18 protein-coding genes are annotated in these 18,673 nt (G+C 63.9%); 7 read left to right on the forward strand and 11 right to left on the reverse strand.

Annotated features, from left to right (window positions below):
* The first annotated feature begins 689 nt into the window (after positions 1-689).
* Both IF10I1_RS15865 and IF10I1_RS15870 read left to right on the forward strand, forming a co-directional pair.
* On the forward strand, positions 690-995 hold the full coding sequence (locus IF10I1_RS15865) for a hypothetical protein (protein ID WP_186393500.1): 306 nt from the start codon (positions 690-692) through the stop codon (positions 993-995).
* A complete protein-coding gene (locus IF10I1_RS15870) occupies positions 988-1,134 on the forward strand; it encodes a hypothetical protein (RefSeq protein WP_162936354.1) in 147 nt (48 codons plus the stop codon). The genes IF10I1_RS15865 and IF10I1_RS15870 overlap by 8 nt, the downstream gene beginning before the upstream one ends.
* A gap of 124 nt (positions 1,135-1,258) precedes the next feature.
* On the opposite strand, the gene IF10I1_RS15875 is transcribed toward IF10I1_RS15870, so the two are convergent.
* The 3 genes from IF10I1_RS15875 to IF10I1_RS15885 all read right to left on the reverse strand — a co-directional run bounded on the left by IF10I1_RS15875 (position 1,259) and on the right by IF10I1_RS15885 (position 4,209).
* Complete coding sequence (locus IF10I1_RS15875; RefSeq protein ID WP_186424566.1) at positions 1,259-1,897, reverse strand: hypothetical protein; 639 nt, start codon at positions 1,895-1,897, stop codon at positions 1,259-1,261.
* Between the two features lie 88 nt (positions 1,898-1,985).
* Entirely contained in the window at positions 1,986-3,557 is a 1,572-nt protein-coding gene (guaA, locus tag IF10I1_RS15880; protein ID WP_186424567.1) for a glutamine-hydrolyzing GMP synthase, read from the reverse strand.
* Positions 3,558-3,681: 124 nt separating this feature from the next.
* Positions 3,682-4,209 (reverse strand): MarR family winged helix-turn-helix transcriptional regulator, encoded by a 528-nt coding sequence (locus IF10I1_RS15885; RefSeq protein WP_050471578.1) that lies wholly within the window; start codon positions 4,207-4,209, stop codon positions 3,682-3,684.
* A gap of 473 nt (positions 4,210-4,682) precedes the next feature.
* Between IF10I1_RS15885 and IF10I1_RS15890 the strand changes: the two genes are divergently transcribed.
* Positions 4,683-6,494: a tetratricopeptide repeat protein gene (locus tag IF10I1_RS15890; RefSeq protein WP_186393503.1), complete on the forward strand. Its 1,812-nt coding sequence runs from the start codon at positions 4,683-4,685 to the stop codon at positions 6,492-6,494.
* Between the two features lie 85 nt (positions 6,495-6,579).
* Here IF10I1_RS15890 and IF10I1_RS15895 read toward each other — a convergent pair whose 3' ends face one another.
* The 5 genes from IF10I1_RS15895 to IF10I1_RS15915 all read right to left on the reverse strand — a co-directional run bounded on the left by IF10I1_RS15895 (position 6,580) and on the right by IF10I1_RS15915 (position 11,133).
* Positions 6,580-7,851, reverse strand: a complete 1,272-nt coding sequence (locus IF10I1_RS15895) for a TRAP transporter large permease (protein WP_058899911.1) — start codon at positions 7,849-7,851, stop codon at positions 6,580-6,582.
* Positions 7,852-7,908: 57 nt separating this feature from the next.
* Complete coding sequence (locus IF10I1_RS15900; RefSeq protein WP_050471581.1) at positions 7,909-8,391, reverse strand: TRAP transporter small permease; 483 nt, start codon at positions 8,389-8,391, stop codon at positions 7,909-7,911.
* Positions 8,392-8,449: 58 nt separating this feature from the next.
* Entirely contained in the window at positions 8,450-9,424 is a 975-nt protein-coding gene (locus tag IF10I1_RS15905) for a C4-dicarboxylate TRAP transporter substrate-binding protein (RefSeq protein WP_050471582.1), read from the reverse strand.
* 24 nt (positions 9,425-9,448) lie between these two features.
* On the reverse strand, positions 9,449-10,138 hold the full coding sequence (locus IF10I1_RS15910; protein WP_058899912.1) for a FadR/GntR family transcriptional regulator: 690 nt from the start codon (positions 10,136-10,138) through the stop codon (positions 9,449-9,451).
* 122 nt (positions 10,139-10,260) lie between these two features.
* On the reverse strand, positions 10,261-11,133 hold the full coding sequence (locus IF10I1_RS15915) for a GntR family transcriptional regulator (protein ID WP_208977410.1): 873 nt from the start codon (positions 11,131-11,133) through the stop codon (positions 10,261-10,263).
* A 171-nt stretch (positions 11,134-11,304) separates the two neighbouring features.
* Here IF10I1_RS15915 and IF10I1_RS15920 point away from each other — a divergent pair, with 171 nt between their 5' ends.
* Positions 11,305-12,288: a zinc-binding alcohol dehydrogenase family protein gene (locus IF10I1_RS15920; protein WP_208977492.1), complete on the forward strand. Its 984-nt coding sequence runs from the start codon at positions 11,305-11,307 to the stop codon at positions 12,286-12,288.
* A gap of 1 nt (position 12,289) precedes the next feature.
* Here IF10I1_RS15920 and IF10I1_RS15925 read toward each other — a convergent pair whose 3' ends face one another.
* Genes IF10I1_RS15925 through IF10I1_RS23100 form a run of 3 tightly spaced genes read right to left on the reverse strand, consistent with a single transcriptional unit; the run spans position 12,290 to position 14,880 of the window.
* Complete coding sequence (locus IF10I1_RS15925; protein WP_186424568.1) at positions 12,290-12,949, reverse strand: aspartate/glutamate racemase family protein; 660 nt, start codon at positions 12,947-12,949, stop codon at positions 12,290-12,292.
* Positions 12,950-12,959: 10 nt separating this feature from the next.
* Complete coding sequence (locus IF10I1_RS15930) at positions 12,960-14,132, reverse strand: amidase (RefSeq protein WP_186393507.1); 1,173 nt, start codon at positions 14,130-14,132, stop codon at positions 12,960-12,962.
* 13 nt (positions 14,133-14,145) lie between these two features.
* Positions 14,146-14,880: a FadR/GntR family transcriptional regulator gene (locus IF10I1_RS23100; protein ID WP_186424569.1), complete on the reverse strand. Its 735-nt coding sequence runs from the start codon at positions 14,878-14,880 to the stop codon at positions 14,146-14,148.
* 199 nt (positions 14,881-15,079) lie between these two features.
* Between IF10I1_RS23100 and IF10I1_RS15940 the strand changes: the two genes are divergently transcribed.
* The 3 genes from IF10I1_RS15940 to IF10I1_RS15950 all read left to right on the forward strand — a co-directional run bounded on the left by IF10I1_RS15940 (position 15,080) and on the right by IF10I1_RS15950 (position 18,668).
* Positions 15,080-16,690: an ABC transporter substrate-binding protein gene (locus IF10I1_RS15940; protein WP_208977409.1), complete on the forward strand. Its 1,611-nt coding sequence runs from the start codon at positions 15,080-15,082 to the stop codon at positions 16,688-16,690.
* A 121-nt stretch (positions 16,691-16,811) separates the two neighbouring features.
* Complete coding sequence (locus IF10I1_RS15945) at positions 16,812-17,765, forward strand: ABC transporter permease (protein ID WP_186393509.1); 954 nt, start codon at positions 16,812-16,814, stop codon at positions 17,763-17,765.
* A gap of 3 nt (positions 17,766-17,768) precedes the next feature.
* Entirely contained in the window at positions 17,769-18,668 is a 900-nt protein-coding gene (locus IF10I1_RS15950; protein ID WP_122520033.1) for an ABC transporter permease, read from the forward strand.
* Positions 18,669-18,673 lie beyond the last annotated feature (5 nt).

Consider the following 18,673-nt stretch of genomic DNA (forward strand, 5'->3'; position numbering starts at 1 on the left):
TTTCTTCTTTTCTTGCGCTACAAAATAAAACCGGAGCCTTGATTTTTTCATTATTTTGAACCATATTGTTTTTGCTGATTTGATTGATATGGCTTTGCTATGCAAAAGCCTCGCTGTGTTTTCTCAAATTCCGGTGACTGGACGCGCCTTGTGACGCATTCCGAGAACCGGCTTCAGGACCGGAACATTTTTCTGCGCTGACCACGGATGTACTGGCAGACAGACTGCGTTCCGGCCTGGAATGGCACTCGCCAATCCGGCATCCGGGCCGTCCGGAAGCCTCGTCTTTCAGATAGACACTCTGCTCTGTGACCCGTGCCACTGCCGGACTGCGTCTTACGATGTGCACATATGCCTGCGTTCATTTGGTGCATGGCGGCGGCACAGGACTGACGCCTGTCACCGGGGAACGGCGCAGCTGAAAGCTTCTTCGGTTGCGGGGCAGCGCCGCGCGGCAAGCATGCCGCCAAGGCTCGATGCCTCAGCGCCTGATCCAGCTTCCGGCCAGATCCCGGAAAGCCTGACTGACCGGCACGTGTTCAAGCCCGTGAAGGACTCAAGCCCGCCAATGCTCTGCGGCGCAGAAACTGGCTCGCAAGGCGCGCAGGCGCTGACCTGAAGATAAACCGGACTTTTTGGAACTGTTCCTGCTGCCGTTCCGGATCACCTGACAAAGGACCCAACGACCCATGACCTCCACTGCCCGTCCCCGCCGTCCTGCGCCGCGCCCCGTCAGCAATGACGCGCCGGCCTATCTCTACAAGGTCGGGCAGGATGTCCGGCTGAACGGTGGCTCCATGGAGCGGCTGCATGCCGCGGGCGTCTACCGCATCACGGCCCGTCTGCCCATCGAGGGCGACACCCCGAAATACCGCATCCGCAGCGAGGACGAACGTCACGAGCGGGTCGCATCACAGGACACGCTCGTTCCGGCAGGCCCGGCCTCCGGCGGCGCGGACAGCTCTCTTCTCGAAAGGACATTCCGTCATGGCTAAGGGTCAGAAGCGCAGCACGCGCGAAATCAGAAAGCCGAAGCAGGACAAGACCGCCGCAAAGGCAGCCCCCGTCCCCTTCGCCAACAGCAACAAACCCGGCACCAGCCCCTTCCCGAAACTGGGCACCGGCAAGAGCTGATAACATCTCTCGATGAGCCTGGCTCACTGAGTGGTGGTCAAGCCCGTGCGGCGTCTGAGCAATTTCAAGGCGTCATGCGTCAGCAACGGCAGGCTTGGCATAAGATTGATTGGGCAGGGCTGGATCAGCCGCCGCCCGGTCCTCCGGCTTTTGGCTTTTCTGCACCAGGCCCGGGCAGGTCAAGCGCCGACATCAGCACACCCTGCCCCCGGCGGTACAGCGTGGCATAGGCTGCAGTTTCCAGAAGATCGGGCGATGGCACGAAGCCGGGAACGATCTTATTGAAGGGAATGGCGCCACAGCCCGGCGTCCCGCAATCGGGCTTGCCCTTCGGGCACTGGCTGAAACTGCAGAGCCGCCCGAGATACCGGTCCGTCTCCGGCTCGAACAGGAAGACCTCGGCCTGATGACCGGTGACGGCCAGCGGAAGCGGACCAAGCCCGTCGCGGAAAAGGTTCCGCCCTGCGGCCGCAAGAGACTGATCGCGGGCCTGCCGCAACTTCTCCAGCCGCTCACACGATGTCACCCACACCGCAAGATCCAGATCGCCGCATTCATGCCAGATCATGATCTGCTTGCGCCGGAAGCCCCCGAACCGCGGCACTTCCTTCCACAATGGCCGGGCCACCGACCCGATAACCGCCACGGCCTCGACCTCGGCAAATTGCGACAGGCCCCCCGCCACAACATCGGCCGCCACACGGAAGGCCTGTTGCCGGCGGACCATACGGAAGTCCTCCTCCTCAATCCGGGAACGGCGCATGTTGTCGCTCAGGTGTCTGCGAGACAGCCTGATGCTGCCTCTTCAACAAACTGATACGAAACCGCACCCAGTGGCAACCCGCTTCAGATCACTCCCACTCGATCGTGCCGGGGGGCTTGGAGGTGATGTCGTAGGTGACGCGGTTGATGCCTTCGACCTCGTTGATGATGCGGGTCGCGGTTTCGCCGAGGAATTCGTGGGTGAAGGGGTAGTAATCCGCCGTCATCCCGTCCACGGAGGTCACCGCGCGCAGGGCGCAGGCGTAGTCGTAGGTGCGGCCGTCGCCCATGACGCCGACGGTGCGCACCGGCAGGATGGCCACGAAGGCCTGCCAGATCTCGTCATAAAGGCCGTGCCTGCGGATCTGGTCGATATAGACCGCATCCGCCTTGCGCAGGATCTCCAGCTTGGCACGGGTGATCTCGCCCGGGCAGCGGATGGCAAGGCCGGGTCCTGGGAACGGATGGCGGCCGATGAACTTCGCCGGCAGGCCCAGTTCACGCCCCAGGGCGCGCACTTCGTCCTTGAACAGTTCGCGCAGCGGCTCGACGAGCTTGAGGCCCATCTTTTCCGGCAGGCCGCCGACATTGTGGTGGCTCTTGATCGTCACCGACGGGCCGCCGGAGAAGCTGACACTTTCGATCACATCCGGATAGAGCGTACCCTGTGCCAGGAACTCGGCGCCATCGATGCTGTTGGCGTGTTTCTGGAACACGTCGATGAACAGCTTGCCGATGGTCTTGCGCTTCACTTCCGGGTCGGTCACGCCTTCCAGCGCGCCCAGGAACAGCTCCTGCTCATCCGCATGGATCAGCGGGATGTTGTAATTGTCGCGGAACATGGTGACGACTTCTTCGGCCTCGCCCTGCCGCAGCAGGCCGTGGTCGACGAAGACGCAGGTGAGCTGGTCGCCAATCGCCTCGTGGATGAGAACGGCAGCCACCGAGCTGTCGACACCGCCGGACAGGCCGCAGATGACATTCTTGTCACCCACCTGCGCACGGATCTTGGCAATGGCCTCGGCGCGATAGGCGCCCATGGTCCAGTCGCCCTTGAAGCCGGCAAGGCGCACGAAATTCTCGTAAAGCGTCCGGCCATTCGGCGTGTGGTGCACTTCCGGATGGAACTGCACCGCATAGAAATGCCGCTCCGGATCGGCCGTGATCGCAAAAGGCGCGTTTGGCGACGTGCCATAGACCTTGAAGCCCGGCGCGATGCGGCTGACATGGTCGCCGTGGCTCATCCACACCTGCTCGCGCCCTTCGGCAAACCAGCCGGCGATGAAGGCATCGCTCTGATCGGACGGGGTCACATAGGCGCGGCCGAATTCTGCCGTGCCGCCGCCGCCGGAAATCTTGCCGCCATCCACCTGGCCGCCCAGATCCTGCATCATCACCTGCTGGCCATAGCAAATGCCAAGGACCGGCACGCCGAGCGCATAGACCGACTTCGGCGGGCGGGGCGAGCCCTCGCGGGTGACCGAATCCGGTCCGCCGGAGAAGATCACCGCCTTCGGCTTGAAGACCGCCAGAAAGTCATCCGTGACGTTCTGATAGGGGTGGATTTCGCAATAGACATTCAGCTCGCGCAGACGCCGGGCGATGAGCTGCGTCACCTGGGAGCCGAAGTCGATGATGAGAAGACGGTCGTGCTGGGTCATGAGCAGCTTCTAGCGGGTCAGAGGGTGGATTTGAACCGGAATCTTGCGCCTTGCAAAGCTTTTGTGAAGGGCAGCGCCCTGCCCTGTCCCGGCCCTTGAAACGGCAGCCGCAAGCGGCGCGGCGTCAGGCGTTTTCCTTGGTCTGCAGAGAGCCCAGAAGGCTGGCAAGGCGGATGCGGTCCGGCGTGCCGAGGCCTTTCATGATCTCCGCCTCCAGCGGTACCAGACGGGCGTTGATTTCATCGGCAAGGTCACGCCCGGCCTTGGTGGGCTTCAGCACCACGAGGCGGCGGTCCTGCCGGTTTTCGCTCTTCTTCAGGAACTTGCGGTCGGTGAGGCGCATGGCGGCACGGCTGATGGCCACCGCATCGAGCCCGGTCTTCGCTCCAAGATCGCGCACCGAGCCTTCGCCCGCCTCGATCAGCGCCGCCAGAACCAGCCATTCGGCCAGGGCCAGGCTGTGCTGGCTCTGCAGCGCCTTGACGAGGCGGCGCTCCACCAGCCTTGCGGCGGAAATGATCTTCAACGGCAGAAAATTGTCGAGCCCGGTCTCCGGCACCGTGTCGAAAAGGCTGACCTGACCGGCCGCCTGCGCAGAGGCCGGCTTGGCTGCGGGTTTGGCTTTGAGCTCTTTGCCGCCTGACTGTTTCATGTTCCGTGCCCTTCCGGCGCAGGCCGCCGGTGCTTGTGAAGATCCGTGTGGCGGCCGGTGATGCAGCCACAGAAGGCCCCGAAGGCGGTTCTACGGCTTGCAGGCCGCCCGCTTAAAACAATTTCAGTTCATCTGAAAAGGCTTTGCCGCATGGCCCGCCGTGCTCCTCCACAGAATTCGAGCAAGCTGCATTTCACGCGCGCAGCAGCGGTCTTCTTCATGCCGGACAGGGAAAAGCCGCGCCATGGCAGGCAGGCAAGCGCTCAAGGGATCACAAATGCGGGTGGACAGGCACGCCTTGGCCCCGTTCCGCCTTTTGACCGCCTCAGAGTGAGTGCTTAGACTGAAGGCAGCTCATGCTTTTTGATTCGATGCGGAACGCATGGGGGTCAGGGGGCAGGAACAGGAATGGCAAGCAAACAGGAGCCAGACAGTGGCAGCACCGGTCAAGGCTCCGGAAATGGTCGTCTGACATGACGGATGCGGAGGACACCCGGCTGAAGGAAGGAACAGCCACCGGCAGTGATACCGGTGGACGGGAACCTGTGCCTGCAAACACGTCCTCCGCCGGCTCGCAAGGGGACGCGGCAGGCCTTGGCCCGATCAGCGCCAGCAGCATCGAGAGCGCCCACCGGCTGGCGCGCCGCCTGCTGCGCGAAGGCCAATTCGAGGAAGCGGCCACGCACCTGCGCAAGATCGTCTTTGCCGAACCTGCCAACACGCGGGCGCGCGCCAGCCTTGGCAACTGCCAGCTGATGACCGGCGACCTCGTCAATGCCGAAGCCTCCTTCCGTACCGTGCTGGAGACCGACCCCAAGGACCAGAACGCGCTTTATGGCCTCGCCACGCTGCTTCTGCGCCGCGACGCCTATGACGAAGCGGCCATTCACGCGGCAAAGCTGGTCGAGGTGCTGCCGGACAGTGCGGCCGCGCTGTCATTGCTGGCCGAAACCGGCTCCCAGGATGCGCGCCCCGGCGCCGCCATCGCCAATTACCGCCATGCCCTGCGGTTTGATCCGGATTACCAGCCGGCTCTCCTTGGCCTTGCCAATCTTCTGTTGAAGCGCCACCGCTTTGATGAAGCGCGGGAACTGGCCGAGCGTGCCGCCCAGGGCGGCGCCGGACCGGTGGAAGCGCTTGTGGTGCTGGGTGACGTGATGGCTGCCCAGGGGGAGCTGGTCGGCGCCCGCCGCGCCTTTGAAGCTGCCCTTGGCCGCGATGCGCAGCATCATGCCGCGCGCGTGAAGCTCAGCTCGCTGGCGCGCCGCGCCGGTGACATCAAGATGGCCCTCCGGCAGGCGGATGATGCCTGGACCGAGGCTCCCGACTTCCGCGAGGCGGGCAATGCCGTGGGCGCAGCCCTTGCCGCACTGGGCGAGCGGCAGGCGGCCCGCGAGGTGCTGACCAGCGTCGCCAATGGAAGGCAGGCACCCGACTGGGTGCGCCACGTCATCGAAACCCACCGCAAGGTAGACATGCCCTCCGTCGACTGGGTGGCCAGCGAGGAAGCGCTTCACGCAGCCAAAGCCAGCAAGACAGCGGCCATGGCCGCGCTGACGGCCGCTGCCGAAGCCGACAAGGCCGCCGCCATGGCCCGCGCTGCAGCAACGAAGGCGCTGGCAAAAGGGGCTGTCATGGCCGCCAGCGCAGAGCCGGACGAAGATCCTTTGCCGGCTGATGAAAATGATGAGCCGGCAAATGAATCTCCGGCAGAGACAGTCCTGACCGGAGAAGCAGAGAGTGCTTCGGGCTCAGTCCATGGCGAAAACGGACCTGAGGAAAGTCCCGCAGAGCCCACGGCTGCCAGTGAAGCTGTCAGTGAAGCTACCAGTGAAACGGTAGCGGAAGCCTCAGCGGAGACCGGCAGCGGCGGGCCGGAGGGTCTGGATTCAGGTCCTGCAGCGGAAGAGGAGGCTGAGCTGCCCTTCCCTGCCGCAAATGCCGGGTTTCAAGCGGAACCAGAGCTTGAGCTCTTGCCTGCGTCCCCGCCGGAGACAGAGGCCGGGACGGACTCCACGGCTGACGATGAGGACCGGCTTGAGGCAAGTGCGGATCCTTCCGGCAGCGAGGCGCCCGTGCTTTCAGAAGATGAAAGGCAAGCGGCTGACGTTGCGGGGGAAGAGACTGCTGACGGCAGCGCAGGCGCACCGGATGCGGCTGAGCCGCTTGTCCCCTCAGATGAAGTCCCGGAGAGCGAACTGGTCTATGAGCCGGAGCCGGATGACAGCTGGACAGGCGAGGATGATCTGAACGACCTCAACCGTCTCGACGGCAGCAAGACCTGACGTTTGAGCACTTAGCCATCCTGAAATGCCAAAGGCCGCCTGAGGGACATTCCCCGCAGGCGGCCCTTGTTTTCATTCGGGCGGTTCAGATCAGCGCCAGCGAGAAGGCCGGCACGAAGGTGACCAGCAGCAGCGCCACCAGAAGCGTGGCGAGGAAGATCCAGCCGTCGCGCAGGAACTCGACCAGTTTGGCGCCCGTCAGGTTGCACACCATCAGCAGCACCGTTCCCACTGGCGGCGTCAGCGTGCCGATGGAGAGGTTGAGGATCATGACGATGCCGAAATGCACCGGATCGATGCCGAGCTGCATGACCACGGGCTTGAGCAGCGGCACGAGAATGATCATCAGCGCCGTGCCCTCGATGAACATGCCCAGCACCAGCAGCAGCACGTTGACGGCAATGAGGAAGACCCAGGGGTCGGTCGTCAGGCTGGTGATGATCTCCGCCATGGCAACGCCGGCCCGCTCCACCGAGAAGATCCAGGCAAGGGCCGACGAAGTCATGATGACCAGCAGGATCGAGGCGGTCTGGCGGCCGGTTTCGGCAAAGGCGCGGCCCACATCCGAGAGCTTCATTTCCCGGTAGATCAGGAACCCGATGGCGAGGGTGAAGACCGTCGCAACGGCACCGGCTTCCGTCGGCGTGAAGATCGACAGGCGGATGCCGCCGACGATGACCAGCACGAGGAAGATGGCGGGCCATGCACCGATGAGCGTGGTCCTGGTCTCGGCGGCTGACGGCCAGCTTTCACGCGACGGCTTCAGCCCCTTGCGGCGGGCGTTGATCCACACGGCCGTGATCAGCAGGGCGGCGCAAAGCAGGCCCGGAATGATGCCGGCGGTGAACATGGCGCCGATGGAGACGTCGGCCACCAGCGCATAGATGATCAGCGCGATGCCGGGCGGAATGATCGGGGTGATCAGCGAGCCGCAGGCGGTGATGGCCGCGGCCGCACCGGCGCTGTAGCCCTGGCGGCGCATTTCCGGCACCAGAATGCGGCACATCATGGCAGCATCAGCAAGGTTCGAGGCCGAGATCCCGCCCATCAGGGTGGAGAGCATGACGTTGGTGTGGCCAAGGCCGCCGGTGAGCCGCCCGACCATCAGATCCGCCAGCTTCATCAGGCGCCCGGCAATGCCGGTGGTGCCCAGAAGCGTGCCAAGCAGCACGAAAAAGGGAATGGCCAGCAGCGAGGGGTTCTGCGTCGGCGCAATGATCCGCTGCACGGAAATCTGCAGGGGCACCGAGGAGAAGAACACGAAATAGGCGACCACAGCCGCGAACATGGCGAGATAGATGCGCATGTTCAGGGCAAAGAGCGCGAACATGAGAGCAATGATGATGAACCAGGTCATGGACGTCTTTCTGAACGCGAATACGTGGCCGTCAGTAAGGAATGCGAAGGTAGGAGATCAGGCCTTGTGCTCGGGACCGGCGGGCGGGTTCGCCGCCGCATCAGGCCGGTAGAGACGCCAGGCCATGACAAGCGCGGTGCCGCCGGCGCCGATGACAATGGCCAGATCCAGCCAGAACCACGAAATGCCGAGGATCTGCGTCTTCTTGAAAGCCGTGGCCTTTGCCAGCGCCCAGCCCTGCCAGGACATGAAAGCCAGCAGGCCCACGGAAGCCAGATTGACGGCAAACACCAGCAGGCGGCGCGGCAGGCCCTTCAGCGCATTTTCCAGAAGATCGATGGTCAGATGCTGCCGGTTCGCCTCGCAGGCGATGGCGCCGATCATGACGATCCAGATCATCAGGATGCCCGAGACCTCTTCGGTCCAGGCAAAAGGCGTTCCCAGAAGATAGCGCGCGATGACGGCTGCAACGGTCATCAGCACGAGCAGGGCCACGCATACGGCCCCGAAGGCCGAGGCAGCACGGAAAATGAGGGACATGACAGTCTCCGCGAAGAGAGAGGACCGGCCGCTTGCGGGAAGCGGCCGGCCGGAAGGATCACTTGGCGAGTTCTGCCTGGATCATGTCATAGAGGCCCGGCGTCCATTCCGGGAACTGGGTGTAGAAGGGCATGGTCTTCTCACGGAAGGCCGCCACGTCCGGCTCGGTGACGTTGACGCCGGCCGCCTTCATCTCGGAGAGAATGCGCTCTTCTTCCTCGGCGGCGATCTCCTGGCTGTAGAGGCCGGCCTCGTAGCCGGTCTTGTGCAGCATTTCGAGAACCTGCGGGTCGAGGGTGGAGAAGAACTCTTCACCGCCCAGCCACAGGGCCGTGTTGGTGAGATAGCCGATCATGGACAGTTCCTTGGCCGGCTCATGCAGCTTCTGGCCATAGAGCACCGGCAGCGGGTTTTCCACGCCGTCGATCACGCCCTGCGTCAGGGCCGGATAGACTTCGCCCAGCGGCATCGGCGTCGGGGTGGCGCCCATCAGCTCGATGGCCTTGATCTGCATCGGGTTGTTCGGAACGCGGATCTTCAGGCCCTTCAGGTCTTCCGGCTTTTCGATCTTCTTCGTCGCCAGCAGCTGGCGCGTGCCATAGAGGTAGTTCGGGATGACGATGTGGATGCCCTTGGCACGCAGAGCCGCATCCTTTTCCTTGAACCAGTCGCTCTCGTAGATCTTCAGCAGCTGCTGCGGATTGTCGGCCAGATACGGCCCGAACAGGATGCCCAGATCCGGATCGAAGTCGGTCAGGAAGCCGGCGTCGGCAATCGTCACGACGTTCACGCCCAGCATGGCCTGCTCGATCACGTCCTTCTTCGCCCCCAGCTGCGAGGACGGGAACAGCTCCAGCGCCACCTTGCCGCCGGAGGCTTCCTTCACGAGATCGGCCCAGCGGTGCATCACCTTGTCGACCGGCTCGCCCGGATTGTTCTCATAGGCTACCTTGACGACCACTTCCTGCGCCGCCACCGGCAGAATGGCCGCGACGCCCATGAGCGCGGCAAGCGCAAGCGATTTCAATTTCATTGCAGATCCTCCACTTGGATGAGTTCAGACGGGATCGCCCGCCTGTTTTGCGAGGGCCGCGAAGACGGCGCCCGAATAGTCGAAATGGGTGTTGAGACTGGCCGTCAGCCCGGCAGCATCCCGCTCGCGCAGCTTGGCGATGATGGCCTGATGCTGGGCATGGGACTCGACCGTCTGCGCCGAGCGGGACTTGCCCACCTCCATGTAGAAGCGCAGCGGCACCGACAGCACCCGGTACATGCGGATGAGCACCGTGTTGCCCGTCGCCTCCACCATGGCCATGTGAAAGTCGTAGTCGTGCCCCGCGGCTTCCGAAACGGTCATGGCCCGGCGCATGCGCTCGTTGGCCTCGGTCATCTGGTCGAGATGGCTGTCCGTCACGCCAATCGCGGCCAGAGGCGCTGCGCCGGTTTCCACGATGCGGCGGAAATTGAGCACGTCTTCCAGCGTCTTGGCGGAATTGTCGAAATGCTGGGCAAAGACGGAGAAGATCGGATCGAAATCCGGCTTGCGCACCTTTGCGCCGCGCCGCGTCTTCTCGATGAGGCCGAAGGCTTCCAGATGGATCATGGTCTCGCGCACCGTGTTGCGCGCGACGCCAAAGCGTTCCGCCAGATCCCTCTCGTTCGGCAGCAGATCCCCGACCTGCATGCGCTCCACGATCTCCCGGCGCAGAACCTCGCGAATGTCCTCGACTGCTGAAAGTCCCGCCATGGCCTCCCCTCCATTGGCTCTTGGTCCTATGGTTGGACCAAACTCGGCGCTATGAATTCACCGGCGCACGCCGGTTGTCAAGCCTTGTCAGACAAGCTGACCGGAGATTTCTGTTAGAGCGATCACACCGGAGCGGTGTCTTCCGGCCAGATCACCGAGGCCATCAGCGTGCGCCGGGCGGTGGCCAGATGGGCATCCAGCGCCGCCTGCGCCCGCTCTGCATCACCGGCCTGAACCGCATCGATAATGGCCATGTGCTCTGAGATTGCAGCGCGGTTGCGGTGCTGTTCGTCACGCTTGTTCCAGCGGTAGTGGAAGTGCACGATGATGGAGATGGTGCGGCTGAAATCGATGATGAAGCGGTTGCCGGAGGACGCGCAGAGCAGCTGATGGAACTGCGCATCAAGCTGTGGAAAGGCATCGAGCCCCTCATCCGGCCCGGCGGCCAGAGCCTGATGCGCCAGCGACAGCGCCTGGAGCTCCCCTGCCCGCTCGCCGCCCGGCCCGCAGGCGTTCATCATGCCGGCCAGCGCCTTGCGCTCGAACATCTCGCGCACGGTGAACATTTCCTCGGCAAAACCACGGGTGAAGCCCTTCAGCACCCAATGACGGTTCGGCTGCTTTTCGATCAGGCCAAAGGGCTCGAAACGGATCAGGAATTCGCGGACGGAGGCCACATTGACCCCGAAGCGGCGGGCAAGCCCCGCCTCGCTCAGCACCGTGTTGGGCCGCGGATCGCCGCGCAGCACCCAGTCCAGAAACTGGCTCTCCACATGCGCCTGATGGGACAGGGTTTCTGATTCCTCGAACCAGTCGGCCGCTTCCGGCAGGCGGCGCAGGGTCTTTTCGCGCCCCTCCCAGTCGAGAATTCCGGCCCCGGCCAGATGCGCCAGCACGGCGCGCACGGTGGTCCGGCTCACGCTGAGAGCCTCCGCCAGCTCTGCTTCCGAGCCCAGCCGTTCGCCGGGCGCCATTTGCTGCAAGCGATCCAGCATCAAATTCACATGCAGTTTGAAGAGGTTGCGGTTGCGCGCCACGAACAGGCCTCTGGATTTCAACCGGGATCAACCGGATTCAGTTTGACGAAAACGGATCTTTTTCAATAAAAAACCGTAAGCGATCCAAATGCGCATTTCAAGAAACCCGGAAACTGTCCCATGTCCCTGATGAAGACCCTTGTGTGTGCCGAGCCAGGCAAGTTCGAACAAGCCCAGCGTCCGCGCCCCGCGGCAAAGCCCGGCCACGTGCGGGTGAAGATCGGCCATATCGGCATCTGCGGCACGGATTACCACATCTATGGCGGTCATCAGCCCTTCCTCGCCTATCCGCGCGTCATGGGCCACGAGCTTTCCGGCACGGCCGAGGAATCTTCTTCCGATGGCCGCATTGCCAAGGGCGATCTCGTCGTGGTGAATCCCTACATCACCTGCGGCAAGTGCCACGCCTGCGCCATCGGCAAGCCCAACTGCTGCGAGGCCATCGCGGTGCTGGGTGTCCACACGGACGGCGGCATGTGCGAGGAGATCGTGGTGCCGGAGGGCAATCTCTATCCGGCGGAAGGCCTGTCGCCCAAGGCAGCGGCCATGGTCGAGTTTCTGGCCATCGGCGCCCATGGCGTGCGCCGGGGCGGCGTCAAGCGCGGCATGAGCGCGCTGATCGTGGGCGCTGGTCCCATCGGCCTTGGCGCTGCGATCTTTGCCGCCATTGAAGGCGCGGACGTCACCCTGCGCGACACGTCACAGTCGCGGCTGGATCTTGCCCGCAAGGCGCTCCCGTCTGCCCGCTATGAACTGGTGGGCGAGGAAACCCCGGGCACCTATGACGTGGTGTTCGATGCGACCGGCAACATCAAGGCCATGAACGCGGGCCTTGCTCACGTCGCCCATGGCGGCGCCTATGTGCTGCTGTCTGTGGTCAAGGGCGATCTGGTCTTTGCCGATCCCGAGTTCCACAAGCGCGAGACGACGCTCTTCGCCAGCCGCAACGCGCTGAAGGAAGACTTCGAGCACGTCATTGCCAAGATCCGCAGCGGCGAGGTGCCGGTGGATGCACTGGCCACCCACGAGACAAGCTTCGAGGACGCCGTGACCAACCTGCCGCTCTGGGCAGAGGACCGGGGTACCCTGATCAAGGCCATCATCAAGGTCTGATTCACAAACCGCTGCGCCGGATCAGCCTTGCAATCCGGCGCGCTGCTTCCGGCACCGGCTCGATGATGGGCACGGAAAACTGCCCCGACAGAGCACGCGCTGCAGCGGCGAGCGGCCCGCCGCCGATGACAATCGCCTCGGCTGAATCTTCTGAAATGGCCAGATGAATGGCCTCTGCCAGAGCCGCTTCCAGCCGTGCCGGGTCCGCCATCACCTGATGCACATCGCCCGCCGTCAACCGCACGGAGGTGAGGCTGTTCCCGAGGCCATAGGCCATTGCCCGTACCTTGATCGGGGCGGCCAGATCCGGTGTCGTCGTTACCACGCAGACCCGCCTCCCGCCCTCAGCCGCCGCCAGCATGCCCGCTTCGGCAATGCCGGTGACGGGCACGGCGAGCGCTGCACGCAACTCCTCCAGCCCCGGATCACCGAAGGCTGCCGTGATGACGCCGGAAATCCCATCCGGAAGATGATCTGCGAGTGCCGCCACATGCGCCGCCGCTTGCGCCAGCGCCTTTGGCTCCGTGATCACCGGCGGCCCTTTGGCAACAGTGACCGGCAGAAATTCAATCTCCGGCACCGCTTCTGCCGCAAGCCGCACCATGGCCAGCGTCGTCGCCACGGTGGTGTTGGGGTTGATCAGCGCGATGCGCGGCTTCATGCCAGCCTCCTTATGCGGTGGACATGCGGCGGGCAAAGTCGAGGATCATCTCCTCCCCGCCCCTTGCCGCCACCAGTGACAGGCCAACCGGCGCGCCGTCCACGCTGGCACCGGGAATTGTCAGCTCCGGCAGGCCGCTGAGACCGGCAATGCAGGTGATGGGCATGGTGGCCCGGCGGTAAAGCTCAAGATCGGATTGGCTGGCATCACGCAAGGGCGCCGGACCGGGAGCCGTTGGCAGCAGCAGGATCACGCCGCCGGAAAGCGCTTCATCCATGGCCGCGCGGATGGCAGACCGGTCTTGTGAGACCTTGGCAAACGTTTCCTCCGAAACGGCCTTGGCCGCCGCCAGCCGCTCGCCGACACCGGGGCCGAAGTCCGGCTGTTCTGCCTCGATCCAGTCCCCCAGCGCGCCCCAGGCCTCATATGCCTGATGCAGGCGGAATGTCTCGAACCAGTCGATCTCCCCGTAGAGCGGGATGGCATGGGTGAGCGCCGGCCCCAGCAGGCTTTCAGCCCGGGCAATACCCGGCGCGAGCGCGCTGCGCATTGCAGCATCCATCCGGCCCCAGATGGTGTCCGGAATCCATAGCCGCACCGGGACTGTTGCATTATCCGCCGCAAGGCCGAAGACCGCGCTGATCCGCAGCATCAGATCCAGCTCCCGGGCAAACCAGCCCGGCACATCGAAGCTGGGGGCCAACGGTTTCAACCCCGTGCCGTCAATGCGGCCATGGCCGGGACGCAAGCCGTAGAGCCCGCAGAAGGACGCAGGAATGCGAACCGAGCCGCCCGTGTCGCTGCCAAGGGCAAAGTCCACGAGGCCTGCGGCCACCGCAGAGGCCGACCCGGACGACGAGCCGCCCGGCACCCGCAGCGGCGCAGCGCTGTTCAGCGGCGTGCCCGTATGGGCATTGCTGCCGATCATGCTGTAGGCAAGCTCATCCATTTTCGTGAATCCGGCGAGCGCCGCCCCCGCATTCAGCACCGTTTGCAGCGATGGCGCCGTCACAGTGTCCGGCGCATGGCTCGCCTTCCAGGCAGGGCTCCCGTTACAAGCAACGCGGCCCGCGAAGGCGTAATTGTCCTTGGCGGCAAAGGTGAGGCCGTTCAGCGCGCCTTGGCCCGCCACCAGCGGCGTCTCCAGAACCTCGATGAAGGATTCGGCCGTATCATTGATCATGAAATCATCTTCCTCACGAGGGCAGGTCTATTCCGGCGCGCCGGGCGGCGCCCTTAATGTGGGCAGCCATGGCGCGGCAGGCAGCATCCCCGTCCAGACGGTCCACCGCCTCCATGATGGCCAGATGCTCGGCTGCGGTTTCCACCATGCTTTCCATCCGTACCATGGGCACCCACTGGCTGCTCTGGAACTCCCGCGCCATCAACCGGTGCATGGACTGAAAGATGCGGTTGCCGCAAGCCTCGACGATCAGATCATGGAACAGGGTGTCCTGCGCCGCCGCCTCGACACTGCGGCCGGTGCGGGCCGCCGCCATCAGCGCCTCGACCGAGCGCCACAGCCGCCATTTCACATCACCGGTGAGCGCAGGCATGGCCAGGCGCAGCACCTGCGGCTCCATCGCCATGCGGAATTGATAGGTCTCTTCAAGCGAATAGCCTCTGCCGTGCGACCACAGATCGGCCGGCTGCAGGCCGGATGCGCCCGCAACAAAAAGCCCGCGCCGCTGCTCCACCCGCACCAGCCCCAGCGCTTCGAGCATGGAAATCGCCTCGCGCACCGATGGCCGCGATGCGCCCAGAATCCCCACCAGATCACGCTGGGACGGCAGGGCATCGCCCTCTTCCAGCCCTTCATCCGCAATCATCGCCTGGATCGCCCGGGCCACACGCGCCGGAACCGAAGCGGACGCGTCCTCCTCCGGCAGCGCCAGGGTGCCGTCTGCGTCATGTGGTGAAAGAGCGGTCATATCTGCCTAAATCTTCGCCTTGCATCAAAAATGCGCTGTTCATACGCTCATCTGGTCAGACCAGAAGGATTTGGTAGCGCACGAAAACCTGACCTTCAAGTCAAAAATTCAAATGACTTTCAGATCCTGTAATATCCGCAAGTTCTGAAAAGTCATTCAATAAGAAACATATCAAACCTCTCAGAGAAGGAAGACATTGATGGCGTTGAAGACATTCCGAAGCGCAGCACTTGCGGCCCTTTCGCTTGCCGCCCTCGCCGGCACGTCAATGCATGCTTTGGCAGCAGGTACGCTGCGCATCGGCATGACAGCGTCGGATATTCCTCTCACCACCGGTCAGGTCGATCAGGGCGGCGAAGGCATGCGCTTCATTGGCTACACGGTCTATAACTCGCTGGTCGAGTGGGATCTTTCGAGCGCCGACAAGCCTTCCGTCCTGACGCCGGGCCTTGCCACCGAATGGAGCGCCGATCCGGCCGATACCACGAAGTGGACTTTCAAGATCCGCGAAGGCGTGAAGTTCCATGACGGCTCGGACTTCACCGCCCATGACGTGGTGTGGAACCTCGACAAGCTGCTGAAGACCGATGCGGAACAGTATGACCCGCGTCAGGCGGCACAGGGCAAGTCGCGCATTCCCGCTGTCGACACCTACCGCGCCATCGATGACTACACGCTGGAAGTCGTCACCAAGGCTCCCGATGCGACCCTGCCCTATCAGCTCGCCTGGATCTTCATGAGCTCCAAGGCCAACTGGGAAGCCAAGGGCAAGAACTGGGAAGAGGTTGCCAAGGAGCCGTCCGGTACCGGCCCGTGGAAGCTTGCCAGCTTCGTCCCGCGTGAGCGTGCAGAACTGGTGCCCAACACCGGTTACTGGGATGAGGCCCGCATCCCGAAACTCGACAAGATGGTGCTGGTGCCCCTGCCCGAGCCGAATGCCCGCACCGCGGCGCTCCTCTCCGGTCAGGTGGACTGGATCGAGGCCCCTGCCCCGGACACGATCCCGGCCATCAAGGCACAGGGCATGACGATCACCTCCAATGCCTTCCCGCACAACTGGACCTGGCACCTGTCGCGCGCCGAAGGCTCGCCCTGGAACGACATCAATGTGCGCAAGGCCGCAAACCTTGCCATCGACCGCGACGGCCTGTCCGAACTGCTTGGCGGGCTGATGATCCCGGCCAAGGGCTTCGTGCCGCCGTCCAACCAGTGGTTCGGCAAGCCCACCTTCGACGTGAAGTATGACCCGGAAGAGGCCAAGCGCCTTCTGGCGGAAGCTGGCTACGGCCCGGACAAGCCGCTGAAGGTGAAGGCGCTGATCTCGCCCTCCGGCTCCGGCCAGATGCTGCCGCTGCCCATGAACGAATACATCCAGCAGAGCCTTGCGGAAGTGGGCATCGAGGTGGAATTCATGGTGGTGGAATGGAACCAGATGATCAACCTGTGGCGCGCCGGTGCCAAGGACCCGAGCGTCGAGGGCTCCCATTCGATCAACTTCACCTATTTCATTCAGGACCCGTTCACCGGCTTCCTGCGGCACCTGAGCTGTGACCTCGTGGCACCGAACGGCACCAACTGGGGCCACTACTGCGACCCGGAGATGGAAGAGCTGTTCAAGCAGATCAAGACCACCTTCGACCCGGAAAAGCAGGATGAGGTGATCCGCAAGACCCACGAGAAATTCGTCGATGACGCCCTGTTCCTGATGGTCACCCATGACGTTGCCCCGCGCGCCATGACCGGCAAGGTGAAGGGCTTCGTCCAGCCGCAGAACTGGTACCTGAACTTCTCCTCCATCACGATGGAATGAGGCCTTCTGCCCGGCGGGGACCTCTCCGCCGGGCAGGCTCTCCCGAGCATTTGCCACGATCCCGGCCGCAAGAGCCGGGACGCAAAAGACACCGGTTTCCCGAGAAGAGCGGCCCCTGCCCATGTTCATCTATCTTCTGCGCCGTCTGATCTATGTGCTGCCGGTCGCCATCGGCGTCAGCCTGATATGCTTCCTCCTGGTGCATATCGCCCCCGGCGACCCGCTGACGGCGATCATGCCCGTGGATGCAACACAGGAACAGCAGGCGGCCATGCGCTCGGCCTACGGGCTGGACAAGCCCCTGCCCGTGCAATACGGCATCTGGGTCGGCAAGGTCGTGACCGGCGATCTCGGCAAGTCCATCGCCACGGGCCGGCCTGTGGCACAGGAGGTGTTCGGCGCGGTCAAGAACTCCATGCTGCTCGCCTTCATGGCCAGCCTGATTGCCTTTCCCATCGGCCTGACGCTGGGATTCCTTGCCGGATACTGGCGCGGCACCACCTTTGACCGGCTGGTGACGGGCGTTGCCATCACCGGCGTCTCCGTGCCCAATTACTGGCTCGGCATCGTGCTGGTCATCATCTTCTCCGTCCAGCTCGGCTGGCTTCCGGCCATGGGTGCAGGGCCCGGCGGTTCGGGCGAGTGGGTCTGGGACCTTGAGCACCTGAAATATCTGATCCTGCCCTCGGTCACGCTTGCGGTCGTGCCCATCGGGCTGGTGGCCCGCACCGTGCGGGCGCTGGTGGGCGACATCCTCACCATGGATTTCGTGCAGGCGCTCTATGCCAAGGGCATGCGCCACCGCGAGGTGCTGCGCCACGTGCTGTGGAATGCCGCCCCCACCGCGCTCTCCGTCATGGGCCTGCAGCTTGGCTATCTGCTCGGCGGCTCGATCCTGATCGAGACCGTGTTCAACTGGCCCGGCTCCGGCTTCCTGCTGTCCAACGCCATCTTCCAGCGTGATCTGCCGCTGCTGCAGGGCACGATCCTGGTGCTCGCCATGTTCTTCGTCACCATGAACCTCCTCGTCGACGTGGCACAGGCCGCAATCGACCCGCGCATCAAGAGGGCCTGAGCCATGAGCGTGACAAGCCCCGCAGCAAGCCCTGCCGCAATCACCGCACCCGTGGTGCAATCCGCCCCCGGCTACTGGTCCGGCGTCGGCCGCCGTTTCCTGCGCGACCGGCTGGCCGTCATCTGCCTCGTCGTCCTGATGATGCTCATTCTGGCCGCCATCTTCGCCCCGTATCTGGGCCTTGCCGACCCCTACAAGGCCAGCATGATCCGCCGCCTAAAGCCCATCGGCTTCGACGGTCATCCGCTCGGCACCGACGAACAGGGCCGCGACATGCTGGCCCGGCTCATCTACGGCGGCCGCCTCACCCTGTTTGTCGGGCTGATGCCGGTCGTCTTCGCCTTCTTCATCGGCTCGGCGCTAGGCATCATCGCCGGCTATGCGGGCGGCTGGCTCAACACGGTGATCATGCGCACCGTGGACGTCTTCTTCGCGTTTCCCTCCGTGCTGCTGGCCATCGCCATTTCCAGCGCGCTGGGCGCGGGCATCGTCAACAGCCTGGTGTCGCTCACCATCGTCTTCATCCCGCCCATCGCCCGCGTTGCCGAAAGCGCCACCGCCAGCGTGCGCTCGCTCGACTATATCGACGCAGCGCGAGCGAGCGGCGGCGGGGCGCTGACCATCATCCGCGCCCATGTGATCAGCAACGTCATCGGCCCGATCTTCGTCTATGCCACCAGCCTCACCAGCGTGTGCATGATCCTCGCTGCCGGCCTCTCCTTCCTCGGCATCGGCGTGCGCCCGCCCGAACCGGAATGGGGCCTGATGCTGAACACCCTGCGTACGGCGATCTACGTGAACCCCTATGTCGCCGCCCTGCCCGGCCTGATGATCTTTGCCACCTCCCTCTGCCTCAACCTGCTCAGCGACGGCCTGCGCAGCGCGATGAACGTCAAGGACTGAGGAGC

It is taken from the genome of Pannonibacter sp. I15F10I1 (genome assembly GCF_900185665.1).
GTDB classification, from domain to species: Bacteria; Pseudomonadota; Alphaproteobacteria; order Rhizobiales; family Stappiaceae; genus Pannonibacter; species Pannonibacter indicus.

Excerpts from the sequence above, each read along its gene's own strand:
- IF10I1_RS15950 (WP_122520033.1), top strand. The coding sequence starts at position 17,769 with ATGAGCGTGACAAGCCCCGCAGCAAGCCCTGCCGCAATCACCGCACCC.
- IF10I1_RS15945 (WP_186393509.1), top strand. The coding sequence starts at position 16,812 with ATGTTCATCTATCTTCTGCGCCGTCTGATCTATGTGCTGCCGGTCGCC.
- IF10I1_RS15905 (WP_050471582.1), bottom strand. The coding sequence starts at position 9,424 with ATGAAATTGAAATCGCTTGCGCTTGCCGCGCTCATGGGCGTCGCGGCC.
- IF10I1_RS15890 (WP_186393503.1), top strand. The coding sequence starts at position 4,683 with ATGACGGATGCGGAGGACACCCGGCTGAAGGAAGGAACAGCCACCGGC.
- IF10I1_RS15870 (WP_162936354.1), top strand. The coding sequence starts at position 988 with ATGGCTAAGGGTCAGAAGCGCAGCACGCGCGAAATCAGAAAGCCGAAG.
- IF10I1_RS15895 (WP_058899911.1), bottom strand. The coding sequence starts at position 7,851 with ATGACCTGGTTCATCATCATTGCTCTCATGTTCGCGCTCTTTGCCCTG.
- IF10I1_RS23100 (WP_186424569.1), bottom strand. The coding sequence starts at position 14,880 with ATGACCGCTCTTTCACCACATGACGCAGACGGCACCCTGGCGCTGCCG.
- IF10I1_RS15875 (WP_186424566.1), bottom strand. The coding sequence starts at position 1,897 with ATGCGCCGTTCCCGGATTGAGGAGGAGGACTTCCGTATGGTCCGCCGG.
- guaA (WP_186424567.1), bottom strand. The coding sequence starts at position 3,557 with ATGACCCAGCACGACCGTCTTCTCATCATCGACTTCGGCTCCCAGGTG.
- IF10I1_RS15925 (WP_186424568.1), bottom strand. The coding sequence starts at position 12,949 with ATGAAGCCGCGCATCGCGCTGATCAACCCCAACACCACCGTGGCGACG.
- IF10I1_RS15900 (WP_050471581.1), bottom strand. The coding sequence starts at position 8,391 with ATGTCCCTCATTTTCCGTGCTGCCTCGGCCTTCGGGGCCGTATGCGTG.
- IF10I1_RS15910 (WP_058899912.1), bottom strand. The coding sequence starts at position 10,138 with ATGGCGGGACTTTCAGCAGTCGAGGACATTCGCGAGGTTCTGCGCCGG.
- IF10I1_RS15865 (WP_186393500.1), top strand. The coding sequence starts at position 690 with ATGACCTCCACTGCCCGTCCCCGCCGTCCTGCGCCGCGCCCCGTCAGC.
- IF10I1_RS15940 (WP_208977409.1), top strand. The coding sequence starts at position 15,080 with ATGGCGTTGAAGACATTCCGAAGCGCAGCACTTGCGGCCCTTTCGCTT.
- IF10I1_RS15885 (WP_050471578.1), bottom strand. The coding sequence starts at position 4,209 with ATGAAACAGTCAGGCGGCAAAGAGCTCAAAGCCAAACCCGCAGCCAAG.
- IF10I1_RS15915 (WP_208977410.1), bottom strand. The coding sequence starts at position 11,133 with ATGCTGGATCGCTTGCAGCAAATGGCGCCCGGCGAACGGCTGGGCTCG.
- IF10I1_RS15920 (WP_208977492.1), top strand. The coding sequence starts at position 11,305 with ATGAAGACCCTTGTGTGTGCCGAGCCAGGCAAGTTCGAACAAGCCCAG.
- IF10I1_RS15930 (WP_186393507.1), bottom strand. The coding sequence starts at position 14,132 with ATGATCAATGATACGGCCGAATCCTTCATCGAGGTTCTGGAGACGCCG.